Annotated in this window: 28 protein-coding genes and 1 tRNA gene; 8 read left to right on the top strand and 21 right to left on the bottom strand. The window is 68.0% G+C overall.

Annotated features, from left to right (window positions below; genetic code table 11):
* Positions 1-3: 3 nt before the first annotated feature.
* The 3 genes from lysA to G328_RS0106550 are packed head-to-tail and all read right to left on the bottom strand — an operon-like array spanning position 4 to position 4,403.
* The gene (lysA, locus tag G328_RS0106560) at positions 4-1,305 is read right to left on the bottom strand and encodes a diaminopimelate decarboxylase (RefSeq protein WP_019618547.1); all 1,302 of its coding nucleotides are present in this window, start codon (positions 1,303-1,305) and stop codon (positions 4-6) included.
* The gene (locus G328_RS0106555; RefSeq protein WP_019618546.1) at positions 1,302-2,795 is read right to left on the bottom strand and encodes an APC family permease; all 1,494 of its coding nucleotides are present in this window, start codon (positions 2,793-2,795) and stop codon (positions 1,302-1,304) included. The genes lysA and G328_RS0106555 overlap by 4 nt, the downstream gene beginning before the upstream one ends.
* A gap of 48 nt (positions 2,796-2,843) precedes the next feature.
* On the bottom strand, positions 2,844-4,403 hold the full coding sequence (locus G328_RS0106550) for an aminotransferase class I/II-fold pyridoxal phosphate-dependent enzyme (protein WP_019618545.1): 1,560 nt from the start codon (positions 4,401-4,403) through the stop codon (positions 2,844-2,846).
* Between the two features lie 117 nt (positions 4,404-4,520).
* On the opposite strand from G328_RS0106550, the gene G328_RS0106545 reads away from it, so the two are divergent.
* On the top strand, positions 4,521-5,453 hold the full coding sequence (locus G328_RS0106545; protein ID WP_019618544.1) for a LysR family transcriptional regulator: 933 nt from the start codon (positions 4,521-4,523) through the stop codon (positions 5,451-5,453).
* A 162-nt stretch (positions 5,454-5,615) separates the two neighbouring features.
* Positions 5,616-7,055, top strand: coding sequence for an MFS transporter (locus tag G328_RS0106540; RefSeq protein WP_019618543.1), 1,440 nt, complete (start codon positions 5,616-5,618; stop codon positions 7,053-7,055).
* A 132-nt stretch (positions 7,056-7,187) separates the two neighbouring features.
* Here G328_RS0106540 and G328_RS0106535 read toward each other — a convergent pair whose 3' ends face one another.
* The 6 genes from G328_RS0106535 to G328_RS0106510 form a co-directional block, all read right to left on the bottom strand.
* On the bottom strand, positions 7,188-7,796 hold the full coding sequence (locus tag G328_RS0106535) for an RraA family protein (RefSeq protein ID WP_019618542.1): 609 nt from the start codon (positions 7,794-7,796) through the stop codon (positions 7,188-7,190).
* A 3-nt stretch (positions 7,797-7,799) separates the two neighbouring features.
* On the bottom strand, positions 7,800-8,813 hold the full coding sequence (locus G328_RS0106530; protein ID WP_187325740.1) for an ABC transporter substrate-binding protein: 1,014 nt from the start codon (positions 8,811-8,813) through the stop codon (positions 7,800-7,802).
* A 31-nt stretch (positions 8,814-8,844) separates the two neighbouring features.
* Positions 8,845-9,717: an ABC transporter permease gene (locus tag G328_RS14525; RefSeq protein ID WP_110463798.1), complete on the bottom strand. Its 873-nt coding sequence runs from the start codon at positions 9,715-9,717 to the stop codon at positions 8,845-8,847.
* Entirely contained in the window at positions 9,714-10,484 is a 771-nt protein-coding gene (locus G328_RS0106520) for an ABC transporter ATP-binding protein (RefSeq protein ID WP_019618539.1), read from the bottom strand. The genes G328_RS14525 and G328_RS0106520 overlap by 4 nt, the downstream gene beginning before the upstream one ends.
* Positions 10,484-11,443: a DUF6282 family protein gene (locus G328_RS14520; RefSeq protein ID WP_019618538.1), complete on the bottom strand. Its 960-nt coding sequence runs from the start codon at positions 11,441-11,443 to the stop codon at positions 10,484-10,486. Before G328_RS14520 ends, G328_RS0106520 begins: the two co-directional genes overlap by 1 nt.
* A 115-nt stretch (positions 11,444-11,558) precedes the next feature.
* The gene (locus G328_RS0106510; RefSeq protein ID WP_019618537.1) at positions 11,559-12,206 is read right to left on the bottom strand and encodes a GntR family transcriptional regulator; all 648 of its coding nucleotides are present in this window, start codon (positions 12,204-12,206) and stop codon (positions 11,559-11,561) included.
* Positions 12,207-12,229: 23 nt separating this feature from the next.
* Between G328_RS0106510 and G328_RS0106505 the strand changes: the two genes are divergently transcribed.
* Complete coding sequence (locus G328_RS0106505) at positions 12,230-13,081, top strand: NAD(P)-dependent oxidoreductase (protein ID WP_338063020.1); 852 nt, start codon at positions 12,230-12,232, stop codon at positions 13,079-13,081.
* A gap of 3 nt (positions 13,082-13,084) precedes the next feature.
* Positions 13,085-13,801: a PIG-L deacetylase family protein gene (locus G328_RS0106500; RefSeq protein ID WP_026339700.1), complete on the top strand. Its 717-nt coding sequence runs from the start codon at positions 13,085-13,087 to the stop codon at positions 13,799-13,801.
* Positions 13,802-13,861: 60 nt separating this feature from the next.
* On the opposite strand, the gene G328_RS0106495 is transcribed toward G328_RS0106500, so the two are convergent.
* Entirely contained in the window at positions 13,862-15,586 is a 1,725-nt protein-coding gene (locus G328_RS0106495) for a thiamine pyrophosphate-binding protein (RefSeq protein WP_019618534.1), read from the bottom strand.
* A gap of 8 nt (positions 15,587-15,594) precedes the next feature.
* Positions 15,595-16,374 carry a cyclase family protein gene (locus G328_RS0106490; protein WP_019618533.1) on the bottom strand — a complete coding sequence of 260 codons (780 nt, stop codon included), beginning with the start codon at positions 16,372-16,374 and terminating at the stop codon, positions 15,595-15,597.
* Between the two features lie 88 nt (positions 16,375-16,462).
* Here G328_RS0106490 and G328_RS0106485 point away from each other — a divergent pair, with 88 nt between their 5' ends.
* Positions 16,463-16,843 carry a YchJ family protein gene (locus G328_RS0106485; protein ID WP_019618532.1) on the top strand — a complete coding sequence of 127 codons (381 nt, stop codon included), beginning with the start codon at positions 16,463-16,465 and terminating at the stop codon, positions 16,841-16,843.
* A 10-nt stretch (positions 16,844-16,853) separates the two neighbouring features.
* On the opposite strand, the gene G328_RS0106480 is transcribed toward G328_RS0106485, so the two are convergent.
* Together G328_RS0106480 and G328_RS0106475 are read right to left on the bottom strand one after the other, a co-directional pair.
* Entirely contained in the window at positions 16,854-17,243 is a 390-nt protein-coding gene (locus G328_RS0106480) for a barstar family protein (RefSeq protein ID WP_019618531.1), read from the bottom strand.
* Positions 17,244-17,359: 116 nt separating this feature from the next.
* Positions 17,360-18,241 carry a hypothetical protein gene (locus tag G328_RS0106475; protein ID WP_019618530.1) on the bottom strand — a complete coding sequence of 294 codons (882 nt, stop codon included), beginning with the start codon at positions 18,239-18,241 and terminating at the stop codon, positions 17,360-17,362.
* A gap of 219 nt (positions 18,242-18,460) precedes the next feature.
* On the opposite strand from G328_RS0106475, the gene G328_RS0106470 reads away from it, so the two are divergent.
* On the top strand, positions 18,461-19,552 hold the full coding sequence (locus tag G328_RS0106470; RefSeq protein ID WP_019618529.1) for an NAD(P)-dependent alcohol dehydrogenase: 1,092 nt from the start codon (positions 18,461-18,463) through the stop codon (positions 19,550-19,552).
* A 10-nt stretch (positions 19,553-19,562) separates the two neighbouring features.
* Here G328_RS0106470 and G328_RS0106465 read toward each other — a convergent pair whose 3' ends face one another.
* Positions 19,563-20,051 (bottom strand): hypothetical protein, encoded by a 489-nt coding sequence (locus tag G328_RS0106465; RefSeq protein ID WP_154651542.1) that lies wholly within the window; start codon positions 20,049-20,051, stop codon positions 19,563-19,565.
* Between the two features lie 192 nt (positions 20,052-20,243).
* Here G328_RS0106465 and G328_RS0106460 point away from each other — a divergent pair, with 192 nt between their 5' ends.
* Together G328_RS0106460 and G328_RS0106455 are read left to right on the top strand one after the other, a co-directional pair.
* Positions 20,244-20,882, top strand: coding sequence for a DUF2249 domain-containing protein (locus G328_RS0106460; RefSeq protein WP_019618527.1), 639 nt, complete (start codon positions 20,244-20,246; stop codon positions 20,880-20,882).
* Positions 20,883-20,894: 12 nt separating this feature from the next.
* Positions 20,895-21,350, top strand: a complete 456-nt coding sequence (locus tag G328_RS0106455) for an SRPBCC family protein (protein ID WP_019618526.1) — start codon at positions 20,895-20,897, stop codon at positions 21,348-21,350.
* A 12-nt stretch (positions 21,351-21,362) separates the two neighbouring features.
* Here the strand turns inward: G328_RS0106455 and G328_RS0106450 are convergent, their stop codons facing one another.
* From G328_RS0106450 to obgE, 7 genes are all read right to left on the bottom strand, one after another.
* Positions 21,363-21,923 (bottom strand): NADPH-dependent FMN reductase, encoded by a 561-nt coding sequence (locus G328_RS0106450; RefSeq protein WP_019618525.1) that lies wholly within the window; start codon positions 21,921-21,923, stop codon positions 21,363-21,365.
* A 361-nt stretch (positions 21,924-22,284) separates the two neighbouring features.
* Positions 22,285-22,357, bottom strand: a tRNA-Ala gene (locus tag G328_RS0106445).
* 97 nt (positions 22,358-22,454) lie between these two features.
* Entirely contained in the window at positions 22,455-23,258 is an 804-nt protein-coding gene (locus G328_RS14515; RefSeq protein ID WP_019618524.1) for a sulfite exporter TauE/SafE family protein, read from the bottom strand.
* 8 nt (positions 23,259-23,266) lie between these two features.
* Positions 23,267-23,644 (bottom strand): ribosome silencing factor, encoded by a 378-nt coding sequence (gene rsfS / locus G328_RS0106435; RefSeq protein WP_019618523.1) that lies wholly within the window; start codon positions 23,642-23,644, stop codon positions 23,267-23,269.
* Between the two features lie 25 nt (positions 23,645-23,669).
* The gene (gene nadD / locus G328_RS0106430; protein ID WP_019618522.1) at positions 23,670-24,296 is read right to left on the bottom strand and encodes a nicotinate-nucleotide adenylyltransferase; all 627 of its coding nucleotides are present in this window, start codon (positions 24,294-24,296) and stop codon (positions 23,670-23,672) included.
* Positions 24,297-24,308: 12 nt separating this feature from the next.
* Entirely contained in the window at positions 24,309-24,647 is a 339-nt protein-coding gene (locus G328_RS0106425; RefSeq protein WP_019618521.1) for a hypothetical protein, read from the bottom strand.
* 9 nt (positions 24,648-24,656) lie between these two features.
* The gene (gene obgE / locus G328_RS0106420; RefSeq protein WP_019618520.1) at positions 24,657-26,189 is read right to left on the bottom strand and encodes a GTPase ObgE; all 1,533 of its coding nucleotides are present in this window, start codon (positions 26,187-26,189) and stop codon (positions 24,657-24,659) included.
* Between the last annotated feature and the right edge of the window lie 36 nt (positions 26,190-26,225).

The raw sequence follows: 26,225 nt of genomic DNA, 5'->3' as shown, positions 1-26,225 counted from the left end.
CCCCTACCCCACCTGGGTCGCGAGCATGTCGTCGTAGGTCTCGCGGCGTACGACCTCGCGGGCCACGCCGTCGCGCACGAACACGACCGCGGGCTTGCGCGCGCCGTTGTAGTTGTTCGCGAACGTGTAGCCGTACGCGCCGGTCGCCGCGAGCGCGATCACATCGTCGACCCGTGCCGGCGCGAGCTGGGCACGGTCGACGAGCAGATCCCCCGACTCGCACTGCCGCCCGACCAGCTGGGCCTCGAGGCTCGCGTCGTCGCGCATTCGATTCGCGACCACCGGGGTGAACACCTGGTCGGCGAGGGCCGCGTCGAGCTCGTCGGCGAGCCCGCCGTCGACCGCGACGAACGTGCGCCCGGTGTGTTTCACGCTCACGACGCGGTAGAGCGTCACGCCGGCGCGGGCGACCACCGACCGCCCCGGCTCGATGAGCAGCGTCGCCGACCGCGGCAGGTGCGCGTTCGCCGCCTCGATGAGGGTGTCGAGGTAGTCGTCGATTTCGGGCGCGCGGTCGGCCGGCGTGTAGGCGACCCCGAGCCCGCCGCCGAGGTCGTACACCTCAAACTCGCCGAGCTGCGCGACCCGCTCGACCGCCTCGCCGAACTGCGCCACGTCGAGAATCTGCGAGCCGATGTGCACGTGCACGCCGCGGAGGTCCATGAGCGGATGCGCGCGCATCCGCTCGATCGCGCGGTGTGCCTGCGCGAGCGGCAGGCCGAACTTCGAGTCGTCGCCGCCGGTCGCCTGCGAGGCGTGCGTCGCCGCCTCGATGCCGGGGCGGATGCGCAACAGGAGCTGCTGGGGCGCGGTCAGCAGCCGCTCGAGCCGGTCGAGCTCATCCTCGTTGTCGACGATGATCGTGCCGACGCCGACCTCGATCGCCCGCGCGAGCTCGGCCGTCGTCTTCGCGTTGCCGTGGTAGTAGATGTGCGCGGGATCCACCCCGGCGCGCAGCGCGAACTCGAGCTCGCCGCCGCCGGCGACGTCGATCATCGCGCCCTCTTCGGCCGCGAGACGGTACATCGCGACGGCGGGGAACGACTTCGACGCGAACAGCACCTTCGAGCCCGGTCGGCGCGCGGCGAACCCGTCGAGGTAGCGCCGCAGCTGGCGGCGAATGCCAGCCTCGTCGTACGCGTACAGGGGCGTGCCGAAGCGGTCGGCGAGTTCGGTCGCGGGCACCCCGCCGATCGCGAGCGTGCCGTCGGCCGTCACGGTCGAGGACTCGGGGAAGACGGTCGCGAGGGCCGCCGACACCGAGCCGAGGGGCCGCTCCCCCGTCAGGTGCTGCTCCGCCGTCATACCCGCGTCTCCGCGGCCGCTTCGGCGCGGGCGGCGTCGCCGTCGCGATACTTGCCCGGGCCGACGAGCACGATGAGCCCGGTGTCGATCTGCTTGCCGAGCACCGACTGCTTGCGCCCTGCGACGAAGTACCAAACGAGCACGACGGCGGTCCACAGCGCGAACATGAGGATCGTGATGGGCCGCAGGTCTTTGATGATCCAGACGCAGCCGATGACGGTGAGCACCGGCACGAGCGGATGCAGCGGCAGACGGAGCTTGCGGTCGAGGCCGGGCTCGCGGCGGCGCAGCACCATGACCGCGATTGCGACGACGAGGAACGCCATGAGCGTGCCGATGCTCGTCATCTCGGCGAGGAAGTTGATGGGAATCACGCCGGCGAGCAGCGCGACGGCGACGCCGACGATGACGGTGTTGGCGATCGGGGTGCCGGTGCGCTTGTTCACGCGCCCGAAGATGCGCGGGGCCATGCCGTCACGCGACATCGCGTAGAGGATGCGCGTCTGGCCGTAGAGCACGACGAGCGTCACCGAGAAGATCGAGATGACGGCGCCGACCGCGAGCACAGTGCCGGGCCACGAGGCGCCGACGATCTGTTCGAGGATCACCGCGAGGCCGGCCGACTGATCGGCGAACTCGGCCGCTGGCTGCGCGCCGAGGGCGGTGATGACGACCATGAGGTAGACGGCGGTGACGATGACGAGCGCGGCGATGATCGCGATCGGAAGGTTGCGGCGGGGGTTCTTCGCCTCTTCGCCCGTGGTCGACACCGCGTCGAGGCCGACGTACGAGAAGAAGACGATGCCGGCGCCGGTCATGACGCCCGAGAACCCGAACGGCGCGAACTCGGCGAAGTTGTCGATGCTCCAGCCGGTGATCGCGATCGCGGCGAAGAACCCGAGCACGGCGAGCTTCAGCGCGACCATGATCGTGTTCGCGATCGCCGACTCCGAGGTGCCGCGAATGAGCAGGAACATACACATCGCGACGAGGATCACGGCGGGCAGGTTGACGACGCCGCCCTCATCGGGCGCGGCGGCGATGGCCTGCGGCAGCTCGAACCCGAAGAGGTTCATGAGCAGCTGGTTCACGTACTGCGACCAGCCGACCGCGACGGCGGCGGCCGAGACCCCGTATTCGAGCAGCAGGCAGGCGGCGACGCCCATCGCGGGCAGCTCGCCGAGGGTCGAGTACGCGTAGCTGTACGACGAGCCCGCGACCGGCACGCTGCTCGAGAGCTCGGCGTAGCAGAGCGCCGAGAGTCCGGCGACGGCGCCCGCAATGACGAACGACCAGATCGCGGCCGGGCCGGCGATCGGCACGACCTCCGAGAGAATGAAGAAGATGCCGGTGCCGACCGTCGCGCCGACGCCCATGAACGTGAGCTGCAGCAGCCCGATGCTGCGCGGTAAGAGCCCCGTGCTGGTTTCGGGTTCGGCGGGAACGGGCTTTACCCGAAACAGCTGTTGCGCGAGCGTCGATCGAGGCATCGTTCTATTCTTCTCCAGACTTCGTTGTCGGTGGGCCGCCGCGCGGCGCTAGTTGGTGCGAAGCACGCGCATCCGCTGCACGCCGGGGTCGATCGCCCCGCGCACGTGGCCGGTCGGCGAGGCGGCGACGGCCTGCAAGAACGCGACCGTTTCGGCCGTGATCTCTTCGCCCGGAATCACATTCGGGATGCCGGGCGGATACGCGGCGAGGGTGTCGGCCGACACGCGGCCGATCGCGCGGCTCGCGTCGACGACCTCCGACTCGGCGAAGTATGCCTGCCGTGCCGTGCGGCGCAGCGCGCCGGGGTCGGGCAGCGTCGGGAACGCGACCGGGGTCTCGCCGCGCACCCGGTCGGCGCGGGGCGACGTGATGACGTCGATGAGCGCGTCAAACACGGCCGCGTAGTCGGGCACCTTGCCCGCGCCGACGATCGCGACGATCGACGTCGCGGTCGACATCTCGAAGAAGAGCGCGTGGCGATCGATGAGCTCCTGCCGCACCCAGTGGCCGCCGAGGCCGGCGACCGACACGTCGATGACGATGTGGAGCGGGTCGAGGTCGACGATGTCGTCGAATCGGCCGAACTCGTCGCTGAGCACGGCGAGGCGGCCGTCGGCGCGCACGCGGTCGCGGAACGCGTTCGCGGCGGCGATGGCCTCGCCGATCTGGTCGTGGCCGTTGACGAGCGCATGGCGGGCGATGTCGAGCGACGCCCGCAGGAGCGCCGACGACGAGGTCGACGCGGTCATCGACATCGCGCGGTTGATCTGCGCCTCGAGGACGTCGGCGAACGGACCCTCGGCGAGGTGGAGCATGGCCGACTGCGTGAGCGAGCCGGCGAGCTTGTGTGTGCTCGAGATCACGAGGTCGGCGCCGAGCTCGATCGGCGAGGCGGGCAGCTGCTCGTGGAACCCGAAGTGCGGCCCCCACGCGCCGTCGACGATGAACGGCACCCCGTGCGCGTGGGCGAGGTCGGCGAGCGCGCGCAGGTCGGCGGCGGCGCCGAAGTAGCTCGGCGAGACGACGTAGACGGCGGCCGGGGTGACGCCCGACGCGTCGGCGCGCTCGAGCGCCTCGGTGAGCGCGGCGACCGTGATGCCGTGCGCGACGCCGTGGCGGTGGTCGATGCTCGGCATGACGTAGGTCGGCACGAGGTCGGCGACGAGCATCCCGTCGATGAAGCTCGAGTGCACGCTGCGCTGCATGACGATGCCCTCGCCAAGCCCGCGCAGCGCGAGGGCGACGGTGCGGTTCGCCTGCGAGGCGCCGTTCGTGAGGAACCAGGTGCGTCGGGCACCCCAGGCCTCGGCCGCGAGCGCGAGCGCCTGCTCGTAGGGCGAGTTGTCGCCGAGGTCGACGTCGTCGACGAGCATCGGCACGTCGAGCTGCAGCAGGCGTTCCCCGAAGAAGTCGGCGAGGCGCCCGCTCACGCCCGTGGCGGTGCCGCCGTGGCCCGGCACCATGAGCTGAGTCGAGACCCGGCGCGCGTGCCGCTCGAGCGCATCCGCGTAGGGGGTCGTGCGCTGCGCCGCGCTCGGAGCCGCGGCGATCGCTGTCGTCGCGTCGATGTCGCGGTGGGTGGGGCGGGCGAGTTCGGAGATCGACATGGGGCCAAGTCTGGTGCGGTGGGGCGCCCGGCAGAATCCCACACATACCTGCCGACTCACATACGCTGACTGGTAGTGTTTCGCATAGCAAAAGCTGTGGTATGAGATGGGGTTCGGATGCTCGACGTACGCCAGCTGCAGGCGCTGCGCGCCGTGCACACGGCCGGCTCGGTCACGCGCGCGGCCCGCGACCTCGGCTGGAGCCAGCCGACCGTCGACTACCACCTGCACGCCCTCGAGCAGCTCGTCGGCGGGCCCGTGCTCGATCGAACACCGCGCGGCAGCACCCCGACCGAGGTCGGCGCGCTGCTCGTTGAGCGCGGGGGCGAGATTCTCGCGCTGTGCGAGCGGGCGGTGGCGGATGCCCGCGAGCTGCAGCGCACCGGCCGCACGACCCTGCGGTTCGGCACCTTCCCGACCGCCGCCGCGCTGCTCCCCGAGATCGTCGCGCGGGTCACGAGCGCGGGCCGCGAGCTCGAGGTCGTGTTGAAGGAGGTGCCGCAGCTGCTCGACGACCTGCACCGCGGCGAGCTCGACGCCCTGCTCGCCTATTCGGTGCCGACGATCGCGCTCGCGGTGCGGCCCGAGTTCGAGGTCGCCGAGGTGTATCGCGACCCACTACACGTCGCGCTGCCGACCGATCACCCCCTCAGCGCATCCGAGTCGCTCGATACCGACGCGCTGCGCAGCCTGCACACCATGCCCTGGGTGCTCGGCTCGAGCGAGCGCGACCCCATGGATGTGCTGCTCATGGCGACGTTCGAAGAGGCCGGCCTGCGGCCCGAGGTGTCGATTCGCACCGACGACATGCAGGTGATGCTCGCGATGGTCGCCGCGCGTCTCGCGGTGTGCCTCGTGCCCCGGCTCGCGGTGTCGGTGCCGCCGCCGGGCGTCGCGCTCGTGCCGATCGCCGACCCCGCCTTCGCCCGCACGCTGCTCGCGGTCGTGCCCGGGCCGGGGCGCCGCGCGAGCATTTCGCTGGCGCAGCTGAGCGGTGTGCTCGCCGCCGCGATCGAGGCAGATTCCGGCGGGCCGCGCGGCCGGGTGTAGCCTAAAACGTCGCCTACTTGCGACTCGGTGTCGCTTACTCCCGCCGACCGACCCCGTCGGCTCGATCACCGGCACCGCGCCACCGCGCTTCGCGGCCCTGCCCCACCGGGCGGCCACGACGCTTCTCCGGCGCGCCGTTTTCGTCAGCTCAGGAGCACACCCGTGTCACACGACACCTCGACCATCAACACCGGCGCCGCGCCCGCCGCATCCGGCGCGCAGAAGAACAAGCCCTGGCAGGTCATCGTCGCGAGCCTCGTCGGCACCTCGATCGAGTTCTACGACTTCTACGTCTACGCGACCGCCGCCTCGCTCGTCTTCCCCGCACTCTTCTTCCCGAGCGACGACCCGATCACCGGCCTGCTCGCATCCTTCGCCGTGTTCGGCGTCGCGTTCATCGCCCGCCCCTTCGGGTCGATTCTCTTCGGCCACTTCGGTGACCGGGTCGGTCGCAAGGGCACGCTCGTCGGCACGCTGCTCGTCATGGGCGTCGCGACGTTCCTGATCGGCTGCCTGCCGACCGCCGCGAACGCCGACGGCTCGATCAACGAGAACATGACCGTGCTCGCGCCCGCGCTGCTCGTGCTCATGCGCTTCTGCCAGGGCCTCGGCCTCGGCGGCGAGTGGTCGGGCGCCGCGCTGCTCGCGACCGAGAACGCCCCGAAGAACAAGCGCGCGATCTACGGCACGTTCCCCCAGCTCGGCGCGCCGATCGGCTTCATTCTCGGCAACACGCTCTTCGTCGTGCTCAACTTCACGCTCACGGCCGAGCAGTTCCTCACGTGGGGCTGGCGCGTCCCGTTCCTCATCTCGGCGCTGCTCGTGATCCTCGGCCTCTGGGTGCGCATTCAGCTCACCGAGACCCCCGCGTTCCAGAAGGTTGTGCGCGAAGACCACGTCGTGAAGGCCCCGCTCGTCGAGGTGTTCCGTAAGTCGTGGCGCGCGATTCTGCTCGGCACCTTCGTGATGCTCGCCACCTACGTGCTCTTCTACATGATGACCGCGTTCATGCTCACCTACGGCTCGACGCCGACGACCGAGCAGGCGGCGGCCACCGCGGCCGAGGCGGGCACTGCGTTCGATGCCGGCAGCTACGTCGGCGGGCTTGGCTATCCGAAGACCGAGTTCCTCATCATGCTCATCATCGCGGTCGCGTTCTTCGGCCTGTTCACGCTCGTGTCGGGCCCGCTCGCCGAGAAGTTCGGCCGCCGCAAGATGCTCATGACCATCACCGCGCTGATCTTCGTGTTCGGCTTCGCGATGACCCCGATTCTCGGCCTCGGCCACTTCGGCGTGCAGGCGCAGCTCATCATCGGTATGGCGCTCATGGGCCTCACGTTCGGCCCGATGGGCGCCGTACTGCCCGAGTACTTCCCGGCGAACACGCGCTACACGGGTTCGGCGGTCGCCTACAACCTCTCGTCGGTGATCGGCGCGGGCATCGCCCCGACCGTGTTCGTCGCGCTGTGGAGCTTCGGCGGCGGCTCGCCGTTCTGGGTCGGCGTCTACCTCGCCGGCGCCGCGCTGCTCACGTTCATCGCGCTCGTCTTCTCGAAGGAGACGAAGGACACCGACTACGAGAACGAGTCGGTCGCGGCGTAGGGCCCGCTTGCGGTAACCCACCCACCCACTGCATGGATGCGGTTTTCTGGTGTTGCTGCGGTTCCTACCGCAGCAACACCAGAAAACCGCATCCATGTTGTCGTTGTGGCCGCGACGCGCGTCGCTGGCAATTTACTCGGGTCGGTCGACGAGGCCGGCGCGGATGTCGCGGGCCTGACCCGCTTCCTTCTCACGCTTCGCTTCGGCAGCTTCGAGCACCGTCATGAGCTCCGACTGCGGGATCACGACGACCCCATCGGCGTCGGCGACGACCCAGTCGCCCGGCATGATCGCGACTCCCCCAACGGCAACTGGCACATTCACTCGGCCCGGACCATTGCGGTACGGCCCCGCAGGCGAGATTCCCTGCGCATAGACTGGGAAGCCGAGCCGCTCGATGTCGACGCAGTCCCGCACCGCACCATCGGTGACGAACCCGACGCATCCCTTGCGTTGCAGCCGTTCGGCGATGAGTTCACCGATGAGGGCTCGGTGCGTGACGCCCTGGCCGGCCACCACGAGCACGTCTCCGGGATCCAGCGTCGGAATCACCTCGTGGATCACCTTGTTGTCACCACCGGCCGTCTGCACGGTCACCGCTCGCCCGACAAACGCACAGCCCTGCCAGATCGGCCGAATCCCGCTGTCGAGCACGTTGAGCCGGTCCTGCGCGTCGCCGATTTGGCTCGAGGCAACCTTCGCGAGGCGATCAACGATCGGCTGTTCAGTCGTCGCAATCATCGCCTACTGACCGCCTTCCCAAACAAAGTCGGCGTAGTCGGGAGTGCTCGCAACGAGGCCGGATTCCTCGTGGAACTTCGCCGCGATGTCGTATGACTCCTGGCTAACCGCAACACCGGGCGACATTTCTTCGGGGAGCAGTTCGGCGAGCGCGTCAACGGTTTCGGGCGACGACTCACCGAGATAGGAGGCAAGCAGTTCCGCGGCTTCGTCGGGGTTCTCCGCGATGAACTTGAGCGCCTTATCAATCGCCACATTGAATCCCGCGATGAGCTCGGGCTTCGCGTCGATCGCTGTCTGGGTGCTAAACGTCACACCGTGCAGGGCACCCGCCATGTCGGGCACGTCACCGCGCTGCGGTGAAATGTAGATCTCGCCAGTCCCCTGCGTTTCGGCCATCTGCCCCGCCGGCTGGAAGAACGCGAGCGCATCCACCTGCCCGGACTCGAGCGCGCCGATCGCCGAAGACGGCTGACCGCCGAGGTTGACGAGCGTCGCGTCGGACTCCGGGTCGAGCCCGACCTGGTCGAAGAGGTAGTTCACGAGTGCCTCGGTGCCCGAGCCGGGGCCCGTGATGCCGATGTTCGTGCCCTCGAGCGACTTGATCTTGTCTTCGAGCGAACCCGACGATTGCTCGAACTCGGGCCCCACGATGATGTCGACGTAGTACTCCGTCACGAGTGACCCGGTGAGCAGCGTGTTGTCGTCGCTGTTCGCAAGGTTGAACGCGTCGGTGATCACACCGGCCGCAACATCAATCGATCCGCTCGTCAGCGCAGCCGCCAGCTTCGCACCGGTGCCGAGGCGAGGCCGTTCACCGAGCGTGACGCCCTCCTCCTCAAAGTAACCATTCTGTTCGGCAACGTAGAGGGGGAAGAATGCGACCGAGTCGCTGATCTGCCCGACGTTGAGCACGTCGTCATCTCCACCGGCGCCGCCGCTGCAGCCCGACAGTCCGAGCGCGACACCCACCGCGGCAACCGCCGCGATCCCACGGAATTTTCCAGAAAATTTCACAACAACTCTCCTTTGAGTCAGAACAACACGATTAGTTGCTATCGAGCGGCTTCCACCGGTTCGTCCGTGAACCGATGAGGCCGACAATGGCGTTGAGCAGCATTGCCAATACCGTCAGGACGACGACCGCGGCAAATACACCGGCCGTATTGAATTGGGCGGCGGAATCATTAATCAGGTAGCCGAGGCCCCTGTTCGAAGCGACGAGTTCACCGATCACCGCGCCAATCAGCGCGTATGGGATCGACACCTTGAGCCCGGTCAGCAGGCCCACCATCGAGGCGGGCAGTACGACCTTGCTCGCGATGTCCCATTTCGACCCGCCCATGAGCCGCACGGCTTCGATGAGCCCGCGGTCGACTTCCCGCACCCCCGCGGCGGTGTTGAGAAAGACGAGGAAGAACACGCTCACCGCGGCCAGAATGATCTTCATGTCGAGACCGATGCCGAACCAGACGATAAAGAGCGGCGCGAGCGCAACCTTCGGGATGGAATAGAGCGCCATCATGAATGGCTCCAGCACCTCGTAAATCAGGTGAATCGAGGCGAGGATAAACCCGAGTAGCGCGCCGAAAATTGCGCCGATGACATAGCCGAGTACGACCTCTTGCACCGTGATCCACGAGTGGGTCGCGATCGTGCCGTCGGCGATCCAGTCGACGAGCTGATCCCAGACCGCGACCGGATTCGAGAAATACATCGGATTCGCGCCGAGAAACGCGGCGAATTGCCAGAGCAGCAGGAACGCGACGAGCAGCGTTACCCGAAGCGACCACACGGTGGTTCGATGTCCGTGCTTGCCCCACCAGGTGCGCTTGCGCACTTCCTTCACTGGGCCGCTGGCGGCGGGCCGCTTGGGAGTTGTCGAGGCGGATGTGGACGAGGAGGCTGCGACTGCGGTCACGATGCCGCTCCTTCCTTCAGCGCTGCGGCGAGCTTGTCGTGGAGTTCGAGGAAGTGGGGGTCGGTCGTTGTCGTGTCGGGGTCTCGGGGCCGCGGAATATCCACGTCTTGGTCCAGAAGGATGCGGCCGAGCGGCCCGAGCACGACGACTCGGTCGCCGAGCAGGAGCGCTTCATCGATGTCGTGGGTGACGAAGACGACGGTGTTGTCGCTCACTTCTTGATAGAGGCGCAAGAGCTCACCCTGCAGTTCGTGGCGAAGCTGCGCATCGAGTGCGCCGAACGGTTCGTCCATGAGCACGGTGTCGGCGCCGTAGGCCAGCATGCGTGCGAGGCTGGCTCGCCTTCGCATGCCGCCCGAGAGCTCGCGGGGATAACTGTCTTCGAACCCTTCGAGCCCGACTCGTGACAGGAGGTCGAGCGCAATCTCCTTCCGCTCATCCTTGTTCTTCCCCGCGACCTCCAGCGGCATTTCGACGTTTCGGCGAACCGTTCGCCATGGCATCAGCGTGTCGCTCTGCGTGAGGTAGCCGATCTCGGGGGTCGGGCCGGTATGCCGAACCCCGTTGTGTCGAACCTCCCCCGCGGTCGGCTTCGACAGTCCGGAAAGCAGATTGAGCATCGTGGACTTGCCGCAACCGGAACGCCCGAGGATCGTCACGAACGTGCCCTGCTCAATCGTCAGATTGAAATCCCGCAGCGCAACGGTGGCCATGTCGTCGCGCTGGAACTCCTTTGTGAGCCCTTCAACTTCGAGGATCGACGGCACTATGCCCCCTCCTTAAATTCCGCGGGTGCATCCGCAAGCGGCTCCGCCTTCGCCAACCACCGCGAGTTGTGCACGATCATCCGGCGAACTTCATCCTCGGTGAACCCCTCCTTCAGCAGCAGCTCCGCGACGAGCGGCAAGCCGTCTTCTACGGGCGGGTTGAACGGCTGGCCGAGGTCGGTACTGACCACAGAGTTTTCTGGCCCTGCACCGCGAATGGCGTCAAACCAGGTGTCCCAAGCGACCTTCCCGGTGAGCGGCGTCGTGTAGCAGCGCTCGAGCAGTGCCCCACTCTCGACGAGCTTGCGCTGGTGCTCGACGGGGATGCGCTGCGACGTGAATTCCGGGTGGGTGATCACGATGCGTCGGACACCTCGACGCTGTGCTTCGGCGACGATGTCGTGGGATTCGTCGCCGTGCAGGTGACCGGTCGCGAGGGTCAGGTCATGCTTCGCGATGACGTCGAGTACCTGCCCGGCCTCTGGGGTGATCCCGCCGGCATCGGCAACGACCGGAATCGAGGGGCTCGCGATGCCGGCGGCGCGCAGGTCGTCCTGCAGCTGCGCCCACATGGGCGGGGTCGCACCCTCCGGCTCCTCGGCGAGGCACGACTTCTGGTTTTGGCTGTCAACGGTTGGCAACCACACGAACTGACCGCCGCCCCGCGCAAGAATCTCGACGGCGACCGGATTCATGCCACCAACCGACGCGTTCAGCGTGATGGCGCCGACCGCATCGACTTCGGGCACCGCGGCACGAACCACCGCGGCGCGTTCGGCCGTCGGCACGTAGTGCGACTTGATCACGAAACCAGCGAGGCCAAGGTCGCGATAGCGCTTCGCCAGCTCGAGGTCGGTGATGCGTCGTTTCATGACGTCGGGCGCGATGTGCACGTGAACGTCATAGGCATCGCGCACGAGTTCTCGGGCGGTCGAACCTGGAACTGGGAACTCAGTCATCTCGCTCCTTTGCGAAGGCCGCCTCGTCGCGACCGGTTGTTTCGTTCACCACATTGTTAACAATATTGCTAACAGCTGTCAAGACATGCGTTGACAGACTTCCGACGCGGCCGACTCAGTTGGAGAAGTAACCGCGCGTCGCCTCCGCGACGCTCTGCAGGTGAATGCGCATCGCATCCGCCGCCCCCGCCTCATCACCGCGCGCAATCGCGTCAATGATTCGCAGGTGCTCGGGCAACGACACGATCGGTCGGTTCGCCTTCTGCGCCAGGCGGATGCGGTGGCGAACGTTCTGCGCACGCAGGCGACGAACGATCTCGGGAGCCACCCGCATGCGGCTCGCCTCAAGCACCCGCATGTGCAGTCGCTGGTTCTGCACGGAGTAGGCATCGGGATCCTGCGCCGCGACCGCCGCAACCATTTGCTCGCCGATATCCTTGAGATCCTCGAGATCTTCCGGCGTCGCGTTCGCGGCCGCCCGGGCCGCGCACATGCTCTCAATCGCGCTTCGGAGCTCCACGATCTCGAGCGCCTCCTCGAGCGTGTATCGGCGCACGCGGGCACCGCGATGGCGCTCGCGCTCGATCAGCCCCTCGGCCTCAAGCTGCACCAGCGCCGTGCGCACCTCGCCGCGTGCCGCACCAAACTCCTGCACGAGGTCTGCCTCGACGAGCCGCTGCCCGGGGGCAAGGTCACCCGTTGAAATTGCCGTGCGCAGGTCATCGACGACCGCCCGCGTGACCCCGTTTGCAGTCTGAACCATGGTGGCTCACCCCGTTCGAGTAGATTGTTGTCGAGATTGTTAACAATAGTGTACGTTCGTCACGACCCGTTTCAAGGAAGAGACAATCCGCAATGACGCATGTAGCAATTCTCGGTCTTGGCGAGGCCGGTCGGCTGTACGCCGAAGGCCTTGCCGCGATGGGTGTCACTGTCGTTGGCCACGACCCGTATCAACTCCATCAGATTGACGGTGTTGTCCGCGCCGACTCTCCGCGCGAGGCGCTCAAATCTGCAACGGTCGTGTTCTCATTCGTCGGTGCCCGGGCCGCACACTCCGTGTTCGATGACGCACTGCCGCACCTCCGATCCGACGCCGTGTTCGCCGACTGCAACACCGCATCCCCCGGCCTCAAGGCTGAGATGGAGTCCGCGGCGCGAGCCGCCGGCAAGTCGTTTCTTGACGTGGCGATCATGGCGCCGGTTGATCGAGCTGGCGCCCGCACTCCGCTCCTCGGCTCGGGCTCAGGCGCCGACGCGTTCACGGACTTCGCGGCGCAGTTCGGCATCCCGTTCACAGTTGTGCCGGGTGCCGCGGGAGAGGCGGCGCGTCGCAAGCTGCTTCGCAGCGTGTTCATGAAGGGGCTCGCTGCGGTGATCTTGGAGAGCACGACCGCGGCCGAGGCCGCGGGGCACGCAGATTGGATGCGCGGTCAGATTCTCTCGGAGATGACGGGGGCTTCCGAAGCCTTCCTCGATCGTCTCGTCCTCGGATCTCGCCAACACGCAGAGCGCCGCGCACATGAAACGCGCGATGCAGCCGAGTTCCTGCACGAGCTCGGCACACCAACTTGGGCCACGGACGCGAGTACGTCGTGGCTTGACCACCTCACCTCACTGACCACAACGGAGGAATAACCCATGGAATCACGACGGATGCTCGTTGTCGGGGCCCACAGCGCCGACTTCGTCTGGCGCGCCGCTGGCGCGATCGCGAAACACACCGCTGCCGGCGGAGAAGCTCGAGTGGTTTCTCTCTCATATGGTGAGCGCGGAGAGTCCGGCGAGCTCTGGAAGGTGCCGGGGCAGACGGTCGAGAACGTCAAACAGCATCGCCACGCAGAAGCGACCGCGGCCGCCGAAGCGGTTGGCGCGACGTTCGAGTCCCTCGACCTCGGTGACTATCCTCTCGAGGTCGATCTGTCGGGCGTCAACGCACTCGCAGAGATCATGCGCGACTACAAGCCGCACGTGGTGCTCACCCACGCCGACAAAGACCCGTTTAACCCAGACCATCCCGTCGCCTACCAGGTCGTCGCGAAAGCGCGCCTCCTCACCGCGGGCGCCGTGGTCGAAGCGGGGTTCCGAACCGCGCCCCCGAGCGAGTTCCTCGCCTTCGAGCCGCACCAGCCCGAGTTGTGCGGCTTCGTACCGAGCGTCTTCGTCGACATCACCGAGGTGTTCGAGCAGAAGAAGACCGCGATGAGTGCAATGAAGGCACAATCGTACCTGCAGCAGTACTACGCCGAACGCGCGGAGCATCGAGGGAATCACGCGCGCAAGGTGACGGGGAACAAGGAGATTCGCCAGGCGGAGGCGTTCATGCGTTTTGTCCCGAACGTCGTCGCCGCGCTCTAACGAATCGACGAATGCCGCGGGGCCGACTCATCGAGCTCGGCCCCGCGGCATTTTCCCGCCTCAGTGCCCGAACGCCTCCGCGAGCCACCACGCGCCGCCGTCGGACGCGATTCGCGCGTCGATCACGAGCGGGCCGTCGCCCGACTCGAGCCACGTCTGCACCGGGGCGAGGTCGTCGAGCGACCGCACCGTCACGCCCGTCGCCCCGAAGCCGCGGGCGATCGAGGCGATGTCGACCCGCGGGAACGTGACGGCGCCGAAGTCGGGCGGCGTCGCATCCGCGCCGAAGTGGTGCACCTCGGCGCCGTACGCGTCGTCGTTGTAGGCGATAACGACAAGCGGAAGCCCGAGCCGAACCGCGGTCTCGAGCTCGGCAATCGCCATGAGCAGACCGCCGTCGCCGACCCCGAGCACCGGCAGCCGCTCCGGCTGCGCGAGCGCGGCCCCGATCGCCGTCGCCAGCCCGAGCCCGATCGACTGAAACGCCTGCGTGAAGCAGAACCCGTACTCGTCGGGAACCCGCAGGTAGGTCGACGGGTAGCCCATGAAGTTGCCCGAGTCGATCGACACGATGCGCTCGGTGGGCAGGATGCGGTCGAGCGCGTCGGTGAGGATACGCGGGTCGATGCGCCGCTCGCCGTCGTCGCCGGCGCCCGACAGGTCGGCCGGAACCGGCGTATCCGTCACTCCGGGCTCGCCGAGCGGCACATCGTTCCAGCGCGCCTCGGCGGCGATGCGCTCGGCGACATCGCGGGTGCGGTACCGCTCCCCCGAGCCGGAGCGCGCGAGCTCGTCGGCGACCGCGCGTGCCGTGAGCGCCGCATCCCCGACCACTCCGAGATCGATCGGCCGCTGCGCGCCGAGCGCGAGCGGCTCGAGGTCGACTTGCGCGACGCGGGTGTCGTCGCCGATGAGGCGGCCGTGGCGCATCGTCCACATGTTCAGGGCGCAGCCGAACGACACGATGAGGTCGGCGTTCGCGATGAGCTCGGCGGTGACGGGCGACGAGAAGCCGCCCGAGATGCCGAGCGAGAACGCGTCTCCCTCGAAGAGCCCGTTCGCGACGGCCGAGGTCGCGAGCAGCGCGCCCGCGACCCGGCCGAGCTCTCGGAGCTCGCGCCCCGCGTGACGTGCACCGCGGCCGGCGACGAACACCGGTCGTTCCGCCTGCCGAATGAGGTCGGCGAGCGCGCGCACCGATCCGTCTGATGCGCGCGGCGGTGCGGGCCTTGGCGGCGCGGTGAGCGCCTCGAGGGCGCGGATGCTCGCCGCCGGCACGCGCTCGTCTTGCACGTTGATCGGCAGGTTGAGCACGACGGTGCGGCGCTCGTCGCGCGCAAGGCGGAACGCGTGCACGACGTCGTTCAGCGCGCTCGCCGCCGAGTTCACGCGTTGTGGGCTCGCGAGCACCGAGTCGGCGAGTCCCGACTGGTCGATCGAGAAGTTCGTCGGCACGGGCGCCGGGGCCGACTCGGCCGCGAGCACGAGCATCGGGGTGCGGCTCTTGGCTGCCTCGCCGATGCCGGTTACCGCGTTCGTGAGCCCGCAGCCCTGGTGCACCGAGACGAGCGCGACGGTGTCGCTCATGCGGGCGTACGCGTCGGCCATCGTCGCCGCGCCGCCCTCGTGGCGGGTCGCCGTGAACTCGACCCCGGCATCTCGCAGCGCGTTCGTCACCGCGAAATTGCCGGAGCCGACAACCCCAAAGCAGTGCCGTGCGCCGAGCTTCGCGAGCGCACGCCCGACGAGCTCAGCAACGGTCAATCCGCACACGTCTGTGCTCATGTCTGTGCTCATGCCGACGCTTCGACGAGGGCGAAGACGCGGGTCGGGCTGCCGGTACCGCCGACGATCGGCAGCGGCGCGACGATGAGCACCGCGCCGCGGGCGGGCAGCTCGGCGAGGCGCTGCAGCGAGGTGATGCCGTACTTGTCGGCGCCGAGCAGGTGATAGTGCATCGGGAACGGCGGGTCGAGCTCCGCGCCGCGGCCCCAGTCGATGCCGACGGTCTCGACGCCGACCCCCGAGATCTCGTCGCGGGCGGCGAGCCACGCGGCAAGCTCGGCGGTGCAGCCCGGGGTGTGCGAGCCGGTTTCGTCGGCGTTGAGGAACGCCTCTTGGCTGTCGGCGTACTGATCCCAGCCGGTGCGCAGCAGCAGCCACGTGTTCGACTCGAAGGCGCCGTGCTCGGCCTCCCAGCGCTCGACGTGCTCGACGTCGATGAGGAAGTCGGCGTCGGCCGCCGCCTCGGCCGAGAAGTCGAGCACGACGGCGGGACCGACGAGGCGGGCGGGCGGCAGCTGCGACACGTCGTGGCCCTCGCGCCCGCTGATCCAGTGCACGGGCGCGTCGATGTGGGTGCCGATGTGTTCGCCGGTGTGGATGTTCGCGTGCTTCCAGAACGGGCCGGGCTCGTTATATTCGCTTACGGTCTCGAGCGAGAAGTCGATGAGGTTCGCGAAGGGGTCGGGCAGGCGCAGCGTCGGGGTCGACGACTCGAGTCGGTTCGTGAGATCGACGATGCGAACGGAGCCGTTCGCGAGTGCGGCAACGAGGTCGGGCAGCAGCGCCATTGGGGTGTCCTCTTCCTTGGGAACCGGGGCGGCCTGGTGCGCATCCCCGTGCGATGTCAGGCTAACCGAGCGCGGCTACGCTGGTGTCGTGCTTGCCAACGACACTCGCTGCCCCTGCGGCACCGGACTCACCTACGGCGAATGCTGCGGCCGATTCCACGCGGGGCAGCCCGCGCCGACCGCCGAGGCGCTCATGCGCTCCCGGTTCACCGCGTTTGTGACGGGCGACGCCAACTACCTTCGTTCGACCTGGCACCCGAGCCGCAGGCCCGAGCGGCTCGATCTCGACGCCGACCTCGTGTGGCAGCGCCTCGAGGTGCTCGGCACGACAGGCACGCCGTTCGACTCGACGGCGACCGTGGAGTTCATCGCGCACTTCAAGGATGCGGATGAGCGCGGCACGCTGCACGAAAACAGCGAGTTCGTGCGCGAGCAGGGCCGCTGGTTCTACGTGCGCGCGCTGCAGTAGCCGCGACGACTCAGGCCAGCACGAGTTCGACGTTGTCGTGGCCCGCGAACACCTCGAGCACGAGGTCGAAGTAGGTTGGCCCTCCGGTTTCCCGTAATGCCGCCAGGTCGCGGGTGATTTTGTCGACGTTGAACGCGCCGGGCCGGGCGAGCTTGGCCTCGTACCAGGATGCGGTCGTCTCGGCCCCGAGGCGGGCCCGGCTGCGCTCGTGGTCTCGCCAGGTGACGCGGATGCGATCGTGCCCCACCGCGTCACCGATACCGCCGTAGAGCAGGTCGTCGAGGGCGTCGAGGCTCTGCCCGAGCTGCCAGTCTTCATGCTGCATGAAGCCGCGATTGAGTTCGTCGTACAGCGACTCGATGTCGGTGATCACGGCGCCGCGCAGCTCGACCTCAAACATGCGTCGATTGTGGCAGACCGGGATGTCCGCACCGCGGCGCCGCGTAGCCCCGCGCATCCACTCGGATACGCGGGGCCGCAGGACCGAGCTCCGGACCGAACGCCGGGCCCGCCGAACTACTGAATGGCGACGAACACGGTGTCGGCCGTCATGCCGGGCTTCACCGCGATCACACCGTCGGCGGGAGCGGGCACCTCGAAGACCTCGTTCCCGGTGGCAGACGCGCCCTCGTAGAGGGTGCTCGTGGTGTCAATCGCGTCGGGTGCGACCGTGAAGCTCTCGTACGACTCGACCGTGTTGCCCGCAGCCGTGACGAACTCGACCGTCGTCATGATGGGCATCGAGCCCTCCAGGTCGTCGCCAGTGTAGGTGACGGTGTAGTTCACGAGAATGTAGACGTTGCCGTCGGCGGGAGCCTCATTGAACTGGTTCTCGGCCAAGACCGCCTCGGTCGCGTCGAGCGTGACCGAGTTGATCGTGATGATCCAGTCCTTGCCCTCGAGCGTCGACCCGAGCGGAACCGGGTTCTCGCGCGTGCCTGCCTCGGCAGCGTCGTCGGCCCCAGCCTCCTCTGCGACCGCCTCCTCGTCAGCGTCGACCGCATCGGCCTCGGCACCGTCGTTCGAGGTGACGTCGACGTTGCCGTTCTCTTCGACGACCTCGTTGACGGCGTTCGCAACGACACCGAAGAAGACGGCAACACCAACAATGGTGCCGACGACCGAAATGATCACGGCGCTCACCGCCTGCCACTTCACCTTGCCGCGCAGGAACAGCGCGACGAGGCCGAGGATAAAGCCGACGGGCAGCAGCACCCAGCCGACGATGAGCGCACCCGGCATGCAAGCGAAGACGAAGCCGACGATCGCGACGATGAGCGCCGCGATGCCGAGGCCGTTCTTGCGCTTCGGCGGAGCCGGGATGGGCGGCTGCAGACCCGACGCGGGTGCGGGAGCCGGAGGGATGGGGTTCTGGGCCGGAGCCTGGAAGTTTGACACGGTTACTCCAAAGGTTGCGAGGCGGGGTTCGACGGACGTCGCGCCTCACTCGTGAAGCTAGGTCGACCCTGCGACATGGCCCCGTGCACGTCGTGCCGACGCCGCAGCAGCCGCCGCGTTCCGCGACTGGGAACCTCCCCAAGAAGCCACCACCCGATGGCGGTACAGTCGTGCGCCTGACCTTTCCGTCACTCCCCCTTCCTCTTCAAGGAGCACCCCATGCGCACTGTGCACGCCTATGGCGCCGTCGACGCGACGAGCCCGCTTGTTCCACTCACCATCGAGCGCCGCGACCTGCTGCCGCACGACGTGCTCATCGACATCGATTACGCCGGCATCTGCCACTCCGACATCCACACGATCCGCGGCGAGTGGGGCCAGATTCAGTACCCGCAGGTCGTCGGTCACGAAATCGTCGGCCGCGTCGCCGCGGTCGGGTCGGCCGTGACGAAGCACCGCGTCGGTGACACGGTCGGTGTCGGTTGCCAGTCGAACTCGTGCGGCGAGTGCGCGCAGTGTGCGCTCGGCCACGACCAGTACTGCATCAACGGCAACACCCAGACCTACAACGGGGTCGACGTCGACGGCACGATCACGCAGGGCGGCTACTCCGAGGCGATCGTGACGAACGAGAACTACGTTGTGCGCATCCCCGAGGGTCTCGACCCTGCGAAGGCCGCGCCGCTCCTGTGCGCCGGCATCACCACGTACTCGCCGCTGCGCCACTGGGGTGCCGGCCCAGGCAAGCGCGTCGCGGTCGTCGGCATGGGCGGGCTCGGCCACATGGGGGTGAAGCTCGCGGTCGCGCTCGGCGCCGAGGTCACGGTGCTCTCGCGCGGCACGAAGAAGCGCGACGACGCCCTCGCCTTCGGCGCTGCCCGGTATGTCGACACGACCGACCCCGAGGCGTTCGGCGCGCTGAAGGGCAGCCTCGACCTCATCATCAACACGGTGTCGGCGGGCCTCGACATCACGAGCTACCTGCAGTTGCTCGACGTCGACGGCGCCCTCGTCAACGTCGGCGCCCCGGCCGAACCGTTCTCGGTGCCGGCGTTCTCGCTCATTCCCGCCCGCCGCACGCTCGCGGGCTCGACGACCGGCGGCATCGGCGAGATCCAGGAGATGCTCGACTTCTGCGCCGAGCACGGCATTCACCCCGAGACCGAACTCGTCGGCGCCACCGAGATCAACGAGGCGTGGGAGCGGGTGCTGAGCTCCGACGTGCGCTACCGCTTCGTCATCGACACGCACACGCTCGCCGACGCCGCGGCGAGCGCCGACCAGGGGCTCGCTGACGCTCCGCGTCCGTAGGCTGCCTCGTTCAGTCGCCCGGCACGAGGTCGACCAATTGGTCGGTCTCGTACCGGGGCGCGCTGGCTGCCGCTCCAGCGCTGCGGTTTAACCAGTGCGGAGGCAGCGGGTTGCCGAGGGCATCGATCCGCCATCCGCCAAGCTCGGGTCGCCATACATAGCTCACATGGGCAACCTCATCGGGGATGCCGCCCGGGTGGTGGTACTGCCCCGTGTCGAGCGAGAGCAGGACATAGGCGACGTCCTCCGCACCAACGTGTCGAAGGGCCCCGGTCGCGATCGCGAACGCGCTGCTCGTCAACCACGCGTGGACGTCGCTGAAATCGGCCCACCTGCGGCCCATTTCAGGTGTCACGAATTTCAGGAGTTCGGTCATCGAATAGTCGGGATCGATGGCGCGACGCGCGAAGGCTTCGAACTGTCGTGCGGGATGGCCGTCGGGGAGCGCGGCAAAGTGCCGCAGGGCATCGTCTCGTTCGGTCCAGGCTTCGTCACTCATGCGCATAGTGTCCACCGGGCCACCGACATCGCCGCGATACCGACGACCCGACCAGGCCGAGCGATGGCAGCTCCAACGATGACGACTCACTCGCAACCACTGGTGCCGACTCCTCGCGCATGCTGTTCGTAGGGAACGAAATCCCCTCCGGATTCGTGCTCACTACCCGCGGTGAGCTGCCAGGATGGCCATATGCCCAACGAGACCGACCCCACATCACCCAACGCCACGGACCGTGAGCTCGACGTGCGGTCGATCCCGAAGCCGCAGCGCCACGGGCGCATCTTCGCCGAGTTCGCGACGCTCGCGGTCGGTGAAGCCCTCGTGCTCATCAACGACCACGAGCCGAAGCACCTGCGCGACGAGTTCGCGCGTGAGCTGCCGGGCTCGTACGGCTGGGATGCGCTGCCCGGGTCGAGCGACGAAGCCGGCTGGCGCATCCGTATCTCGAAGCGCACGCGCACGCCGCTCCCCCGCCTCGTCGGCGATGCCCGCGACGGCGACTCGGCGAGCGGCTCGGCGTGGCGGCTCGAGCCGGCCGCCCGCGACCTCGACGCGAACGTCATCGTGCTCCCGGCCGGCGACGAGATTCGCCGACACGACGGGCCAAGCCTCGATGTGCTGCTGCTCGTACTCTCCGGATCGGGCACGCTCGAGACCGAGGGCGACCCGGTCGGCCTGCGTCCGGATGCGCTCGTGTGGCTGCCGGCGCGGTCGCAGCGGCGCATCGTCGCGGGGCCGGAGGGGCTGCGGTACCTCTCGGTGCACCAGCGCAAGCCGGGCCTCTCGATTTCTCCCGCGGGCTCGGTGCCGCCTCCCACCTCTGCGTGACAGCATGACGGTATGACTGACACCACCGAATCGCGCATCGTCACCGCGAGCGACGACATCAACGCCGCCGCCGAGACGGTCTTCGAGCTCATCGCCGACCCGAGCCGCCAGCCCGAGTGGGATGGCAACGACAACCTCGCCTCCGCCGCCGAAGGGCAGCGAGTGCTCACGGTCGGCGACGTGTTCAACATGAACCTCACGAACGGCGAGTCGCGCGAGAACCACGTCATCGACTTCGCAGAAGGCACCACGATCGCGTGGAAGCCCGCGCCCACCGGCGAAGAGGCTCGCGGTCACGTGTGGCGCTGGGACGTCGAGGCGACCGGCGACGCGACGTGCCACGTCACGCACACCTACGACTGGACGCAGCTCACCGACGAGACGCGCTTCCCGCGCGCTCGCGCAACCGGCGAGGCGCAGCTTGCCGCCTCGGTCGCACGCTTGAAGGCGCTCGCCGAGTCGCTGTAGCGGTCGGCGCCGTCAGGCGAGCTTTCGCGTCGCCGCGACGAGCTGGGTAAGCAGGTCGCCGAGCGACCCGGCTCGTCGCTCGGTCGGCGTGAACTCGCCGTCGGTGAACTCGGCGAACGTCGAGCACGACACCTGCGCGCGCACGACGAACATCTGGAAGTTGCCCATGATCTGGCGCCACTGTTCGACGGCGCGCACGCCGCTGTCGGCGCCGTACGACACGAACGCCACGGTCTTGCCCGACCACTCGGGGCCGAGCGAGTCGACGGCGTTCTTGAAGGCGCCCGGCACGCCGTGGTTGTACTCGGGCGTCACGAACACGTAGGCGTCACAGGCGTCGATCGCGGCGCTCCAGTTGCGCACGCGCTCGTCGTCGTACTTGCGGTTCGCGGCGCCCGGCACGACCGCGGCGGTGAGCAGCGGCAGGTCGAAGTCCTTGAGGTCGATGAGCTCGAACTGCACGTCTGCGTCGTTTGCTTCGGCCCACGCACGCGCGTGCGTTAGTGCCCAGTCGCCGACGTGGCGCCCCTTGCGTCCCTCACGAATTGATCCGACGACAATGCCGACCCGCATGCCTGACTCCTTCTGCTCGATGTGGTTCGCCGTGCGGGCCGGCCGAAGCTTCGGCCGGTACGCACTCCTAAAGCATCATCTCACCAGGCAATTGCGCAGACCTCGCGAACTACAGCGCAAGCGCGCCGGAAACCCGGCCACTACCCTCGCGAACTGACGGCAATTTGCAGCGTTTCGGGGCGAAACGCCGCAAATTGCCGTCAGTTCGCGGAGGTGGATACGGCACAGCGGTCGAGGGCCGAGAGCCGAGAGCCGTGAGCCGAGGGCTGGCCGAAGGCTGGCCGAAGGCCGGCCGAGGGCGGCGCGCGGAAACGACGCGAGTCGCGACCCGATACTCGGTGTCGCGACTCGCGAAATTTTGTGGACCCAGCGGGATTCGAACCCGCGACCCCCTGCATGCCATGCAGGTGCGCTACCAGCTGCGCCATGGGCCCATTTCGTCTCCGCAGCTGCGGAGGCAACTCAACGACTATAGCCCACCGAAACCGGGCTTCGCAAATTACTGCCGGCGCGTATCCGCCGACCCTCGCCCTACTTCGCGGAGCCGCTCGAGTCAGGCTTCGAGAGCACATCGCGCAGCATTCGCACAATGATGAGCACGAGGAACACCGAGAACGTGACGTTCGCCGCGTACGGCGACATGATCGTCGACAGCCACACGCTGAACGGCGTCACTGCCCCCGCCGCGAGCCCGAGCACGAGCGCGCCCCGCGCATCGACGTTGCGGTGACGGATGTTCGCGACGGTGCCCGCGAACCCGGTCGCGATGATCATGAGTAGCGACGTGCCCTTCGCGACGAGGTCACTCGCGCCAAACAGCAGCACGAGCGTCGGCACGACGATCACTCCCCCGCCGATGCCGAGCAGGCCGCCCGCAACGCCGGCGATAAAGCCCGCGACGACGACGAGCGCGCCCTTGATCGGGTCGAGGTGCACCGTGGCGTCTCGCGACGGCACGACGAGGAACAGCGAGACGATCACGATGACGATGAACGCGATGAACGCCCACTGCACGGCGCGCCGGTTCAAGCGTTTGAGCAGCCACGCGCCGATCGGCGCGCCAACGATGGAGCCGACGGCGAGCAGCAGTGCCAGGAGGTAGTCGACGTCACCGCGCACGCCGTAGCTCACGACCCCGACCGCGGCCGGAATCACGATCGCGAGCAGCGACGTGCCCGAGGCGAGCTTGTGCCCGTAGCCGAGCACGTACACGAGCGCCGGCACGACGATGATGCCGCCGCCGACCCCGAACAGGCCCGAGGCGATACCAACGGCGAGGCCCGTGACGACGAGCCCCCACCAGTTGCGGTGCTCGGGCAGCCCCTCGCTGGCCACGGCGGGCGCTAGTCCTGCGCCTCGGTGGCGAGCTCGAGCGGGACGACAGGGGCGTCACGCCAGAGGCGCTCGAGCGAGTAGTACTCGCGCTCTTCCTCGTGGAACACGTGCACGACGAGGTCGCCGAAGTCGAGCAGCACCCATCGGCCGAGGTCGGTGCCCTCGCGGCGCAGCGCCTTCAGGTCGTAGCCCTCGCGGAGCTTGTCTTCGATCTCTTCGGCGATCGACAGCACCATGCGCTCGTTGCGGCCCGAGGCGATGAGAAACACGTCCGCATACGGCAGCGTCTCGCTCACATCGAGGCCAATCTGGTCGGTGGCCTGTCGTTCGTCGGCGGCGCGGGCCGCGGCGCGGGTGAGCTCGATGGCGTGCTCAGTTGCGGTCATAAATCTGGTCTCCCAACCCCGGCAGCTAAATGCTGCGCTGTTCGTCCGGCCGATACAGCCGGTTCTTGTTGATGTATTGCACGATGCCGTCGGGCACGAGGTACCAGACCTGGGCGCCGGCCCGCACGCGGTTGCGCAGGTCGGTCGATGAGATGGCGAGTGCGGGAATCTCGAGCACCGAGACGTTCTCGAGCGAGAGCCCCTCGAGGTCGAGCTCGTGGCCAGGCCGCGAGACCGCGACGAAGTGCGCGAGGTCGAACATCTCGCTCGCCTCTTTCCACTCGAGAATCTGCGCGACGGCGTCGGCTCCCGTAATGAAGAAGAGTTCGGCGTCGGGCAGCTTCTCGTGAAAATCACGGAGCGTATCGATCGTGTAGGTCGGCCCCGGTCGGTCGATGTCGACGCGGCTCGTCGAGAATCGCGGGTTCGACGCGGTCGCGATCACCGTCATGAGGTAGCGGTGCTCAGCGGGTGAGACGCCCGACTTCATGTACGGGTTCCCGGTGGGAACGTAGTACACCTCGTCGAGGTCGAAGTGCTGTGCGACTTCGCTGCCCGCGACGAGGTGTCCGTGGTGAATCGGGTCGAACGTGCCGCCCATAATGCCGACGCGACGGCGGCGGGGGCTCGAGTGCTGTTCGGCTGGCGTCACGCCGGTGATTCGCTAGCGGTCGTGGTGCTGCTCGGCGGCGCGCTGCTCACCCTGCGAGCGGCCGATCTGGTCACGCACGAGCGCGTCTTCGTGGCCGTGCGCAACCTGCGCGCCCTCGTGGCTCGGGCCCTCGATGGGGTGCCCCGGGTGGCCGACGGGCTCGTACGGCGAGACTTCCGAGTTCACGGGGTGCGACGCCGCCATGTTACGGAACGAGAAAGCGACGAGCGCCAGTGCGAGCAGGATGACGAGCGTGAGGATGCCGAACACAATCGGCGGGAACCACATCTCGCCGGGGTGCACGATCATGACGTCATCTGCGGCCTGAATCACCGGGGAAATCGCGAACATACTGCAATCCTACCGCGAGTTTTCAGGCGAATCGGCCGCTTCGTCGGACTCGCGCCACAGGCCCGCCTCGCGCTCCTGCTCAAGCTCGGCACGGGCCGACGCCTTCGCGTCCATCCACTTGTAGTAGTCGTCGCGGCGTTCCTTCGTCGTTCGCCGCGTGCGCTCCTCGAAACGGATGTCGGTGCCGCGCGCCGTCATGACCTCGGCGGCGCTCGACAGCGTCGGCTCCCAGTCGAAGATCATGCCGTCGCCGGGACCGATCACGACGGTCGACCCGGCCTGCGCACCCTTCGCGACCAGCGCATCCTCGAGGCCGAGCTTCGCGAGCCGGTCGGCGAGATACCCAACCGCCTCGTCGTTCGCGAAGTCGGTCTGCGCCACCCAGCGCTCGGGCTTGCGGCCAAGGATGCGGTAAATGTCGCCCCAGGTGCCGCCCTCGACGCGAATCGTGAAGTCGTTCTCGTCGACCGCCTTCGGGCGAATGACGATGCGCTCCCGGTGCTGGTCGTCATCGACGCGGCGCTCACGGGCCGCCTCGACGATCTCGCCGAGCGCGAAGCCGAGCTCCCGCAGGCCCTCGTGCGACACGGTCGACACGAGCATGACCTTGAACCCGCGCTCCTCGAGCTCGGGCCGCACGAACTCGGCGAGCTCGCGACCGTCGGGCACGTCGATCTTGTTCAGCGCGACGATCGCGGGGCGCTGCGTGAGCGGCGTCTGCCCCTCGGGCACCTCGTACGCGTCGAGCTCGGCAAGGATGACGTCGAGGTCGCTGAGCGGGTCACGCCCCGGCTCGAGCGTCGCGCAGTCGAGCACATGCAGCAGCGCCTCGCAGCGCTCGACGTGGCGGAGGAACTCGAGCCCGAGCCCGCGGCCCTCGCTCGCGCCCTCAATGAGGCCCGGCACGTCGGCCATCGTGAATCGGCTGTTGCCCGTCTCGATGACGCCGAGGTTCGGGTGCAGGGTCGTGAAGGGATAGTCGGCAATCTTCGGCTTCGCGGCGCTCATGGCCGCGATGAGCGAGCTCTTGCCGGCGCTCGGGTAGCCTACGAGCGCGACGTCGGCGACCGTCTTGAGCTCGAGCACGAGCTCAAGCTCGTCGCCCGGCGTGCCGAGCAGTGCGAAGCCCGGCGCCTTGCGCTTCGAGCTCGCGAGCGAGTTGTTGCCGCGCCCGCCGAGGCCGCCCTCGGCCGCGACGAAGCGCATCCCGGCCGTGTCGAGGTCGATGAGCACCTCACCGTCGCTGTCGCGCACGACGGTGCCGACCGGCACGGGCAGCTCGAGGTCGCGACCCTGCGTACCGTTGCGGTAGTCACCCATGCCGAAGCCGCCCGCGTCGCTGCGCTGGTGCGGGGTGTGGTGATACGTGAGCAGCGTCGTCACGTCGGGGTCGGCGACGAGCACGATGTCGCCACCGTTGCCTCCGTCGCCGCCGTCAGGCCCGGCGAGGGGCTTGAACTTCTCGCGACGAATCGACATGCAGCCGTTGCCGCCGTCGCCCGCGCGCAGGTACAGACGTACCTCGTCTACGAACGTTGCCATGCGTGCTCCTTAGCTCACATCCATTGTGCCGTCGCC

This window comes from [Zimmermannella] faecalis ATCC 13722 (assembly GCF_000381765.1).
GTDB lineage: Bacteria > Actinomycetota > Actinomycetes > Actinomycetales > Microbacteriaceae > Gulosibacter > Gulosibacter faecalis.
Note: the sequence above shows the minus strand (reverse complement) of the source record. Positions and strands in the feature narration are given on the sequence as shown.

What these genes read in the sequence shown, in the direction of transcription:
- lysA (WP_019618547.1), bottom strand. Translation starts at nt 1,305, where the DNA reads ATGACGGCGGAGCAGCACCTGACGGGGGAGCGGCCCCTCGGCTCGGTG.
- G328_RS0106555 (WP_019618546.1), bottom strand. Translation starts at nt 2,795, where the DNA reads ATGCCTCGATCGACGCTCGCGCAACAGCTGTTTCGGGTAAAGCCCGTT.
- G328_RS0106550 (WP_019618545.1), bottom strand. Translation starts at nt 4,403, where the DNA reads ATGTCGATCTCCGAACTCGCCCGCCCCACCCACCGCGACATCGACGCG.
- G328_RS0106545 (WP_019618544.1), top strand. Translation starts at nt 4,521, where the DNA reads ATGCTCGACGTACGCCAGCTGCAGGCGCTGCGCGCCGTGCACACGGCC.
- G328_RS0106535 (WP_019618542.1), bottom strand. Translation starts at nt 7,796, where the DNA reads ATGATTGCGACGACTGAACAGCCGATCGTTGATCGCCTCGCGAAGGTT.
- G328_RS14520 (WP_019618538.1), bottom strand. Translation starts at nt 11,443, where the DNA reads ATGACTGAGTTCCCAGTTCCAGGTTCGACCGCCCGAGAACTCGTGCGC.
- G328_RS0106510 (WP_019618537.1), bottom strand. Translation starts at nt 12,206, where the DNA reads ATGGTTCAGACTGCAAACGGGGTCACGCGGGCGGTCGTCGATGACCTG.
- G328_RS0106500 (WP_026339700.1), top strand. Translation starts at nt 13,085, where the DNA reads ATGGAATCACGACGGATGCTCGTTGTCGGGGCCCACAGCGCCGACTTC.
- G328_RS0106495 (WP_019618534.1), bottom strand. Translation starts at nt 15,586, where the DNA reads ATGAGCACAGACGTGTGCGGATTGACCGTTGCTGAGCTCGTCGGGCGT.
- G328_RS0106490 (WP_019618533.1), bottom strand. Translation starts at nt 16,374, where the DNA reads ATGGCGCTGCTGCCCGACCTCGTTGCCGCACTCGCGAACGGCTCCGTT.
- G328_RS0106480 (WP_019618531.1), bottom strand. Translation starts at nt 17,243, where the DNA reads ATGTTTGAGGTCGAGCTGCGCGGCGCCGTGATCACCGACATCGAGTCG.
- G328_RS0106470 (WP_019618529.1), top strand. Translation starts at nt 18,461, where the DNA reads ATGCGCACTGTGCACGCCTATGGCGCCGTCGACGCGACGAGCCCGCTT.
- G328_RS0106465 (WP_154651542.1), bottom strand. Translation starts at nt 20,051, where the DNA reads ATGAGTGACGAAGCCTGGACCGAACGAGACGATGCCCTGCGGCACTTT.
- G328_RS0106460 (WP_019618527.1), top strand. Translation starts at nt 20,244, where the DNA reads ATGCCCAACGAGACCGACCCCACATCACCCAACGCCACGGACCGTGAG.
- G328_RS0106455 (WP_019618526.1), top strand. Translation starts at nt 20,895, where the DNA reads ATGACTGACACCACCGAATCGCGCATCGTCACCGCGAGCGACGACATC.
- G328_RS0106450 (WP_019618525.1), bottom strand. Translation starts at nt 21,923, where the DNA reads ATGCGGGTCGGCATTGTCGTCGGATCAATTCGTGAGGGACGCAAGGGG.
- rsfS (WP_019618523.1), bottom strand. Translation starts at nt 23,644, where the DNA reads ATGACCGCAACTGAGCACGCCATCGAGCTCACCCGCGCCGCGGCCCGC.
- G328_RS0106425 (WP_019618521.1), bottom strand. Translation starts at nt 24,647, where the DNA reads ATGTTCGCGATTTCCCCGGTGATTCAGGCCGCAGATGACGTCATGATC.
- obgE (WP_019618520.1), bottom strand. Translation starts at nt 26,189, where the DNA reads ATGGCAACGTTCGTAGACGAGGTACGTCTGTACCTGCGCGCGGGCGAC.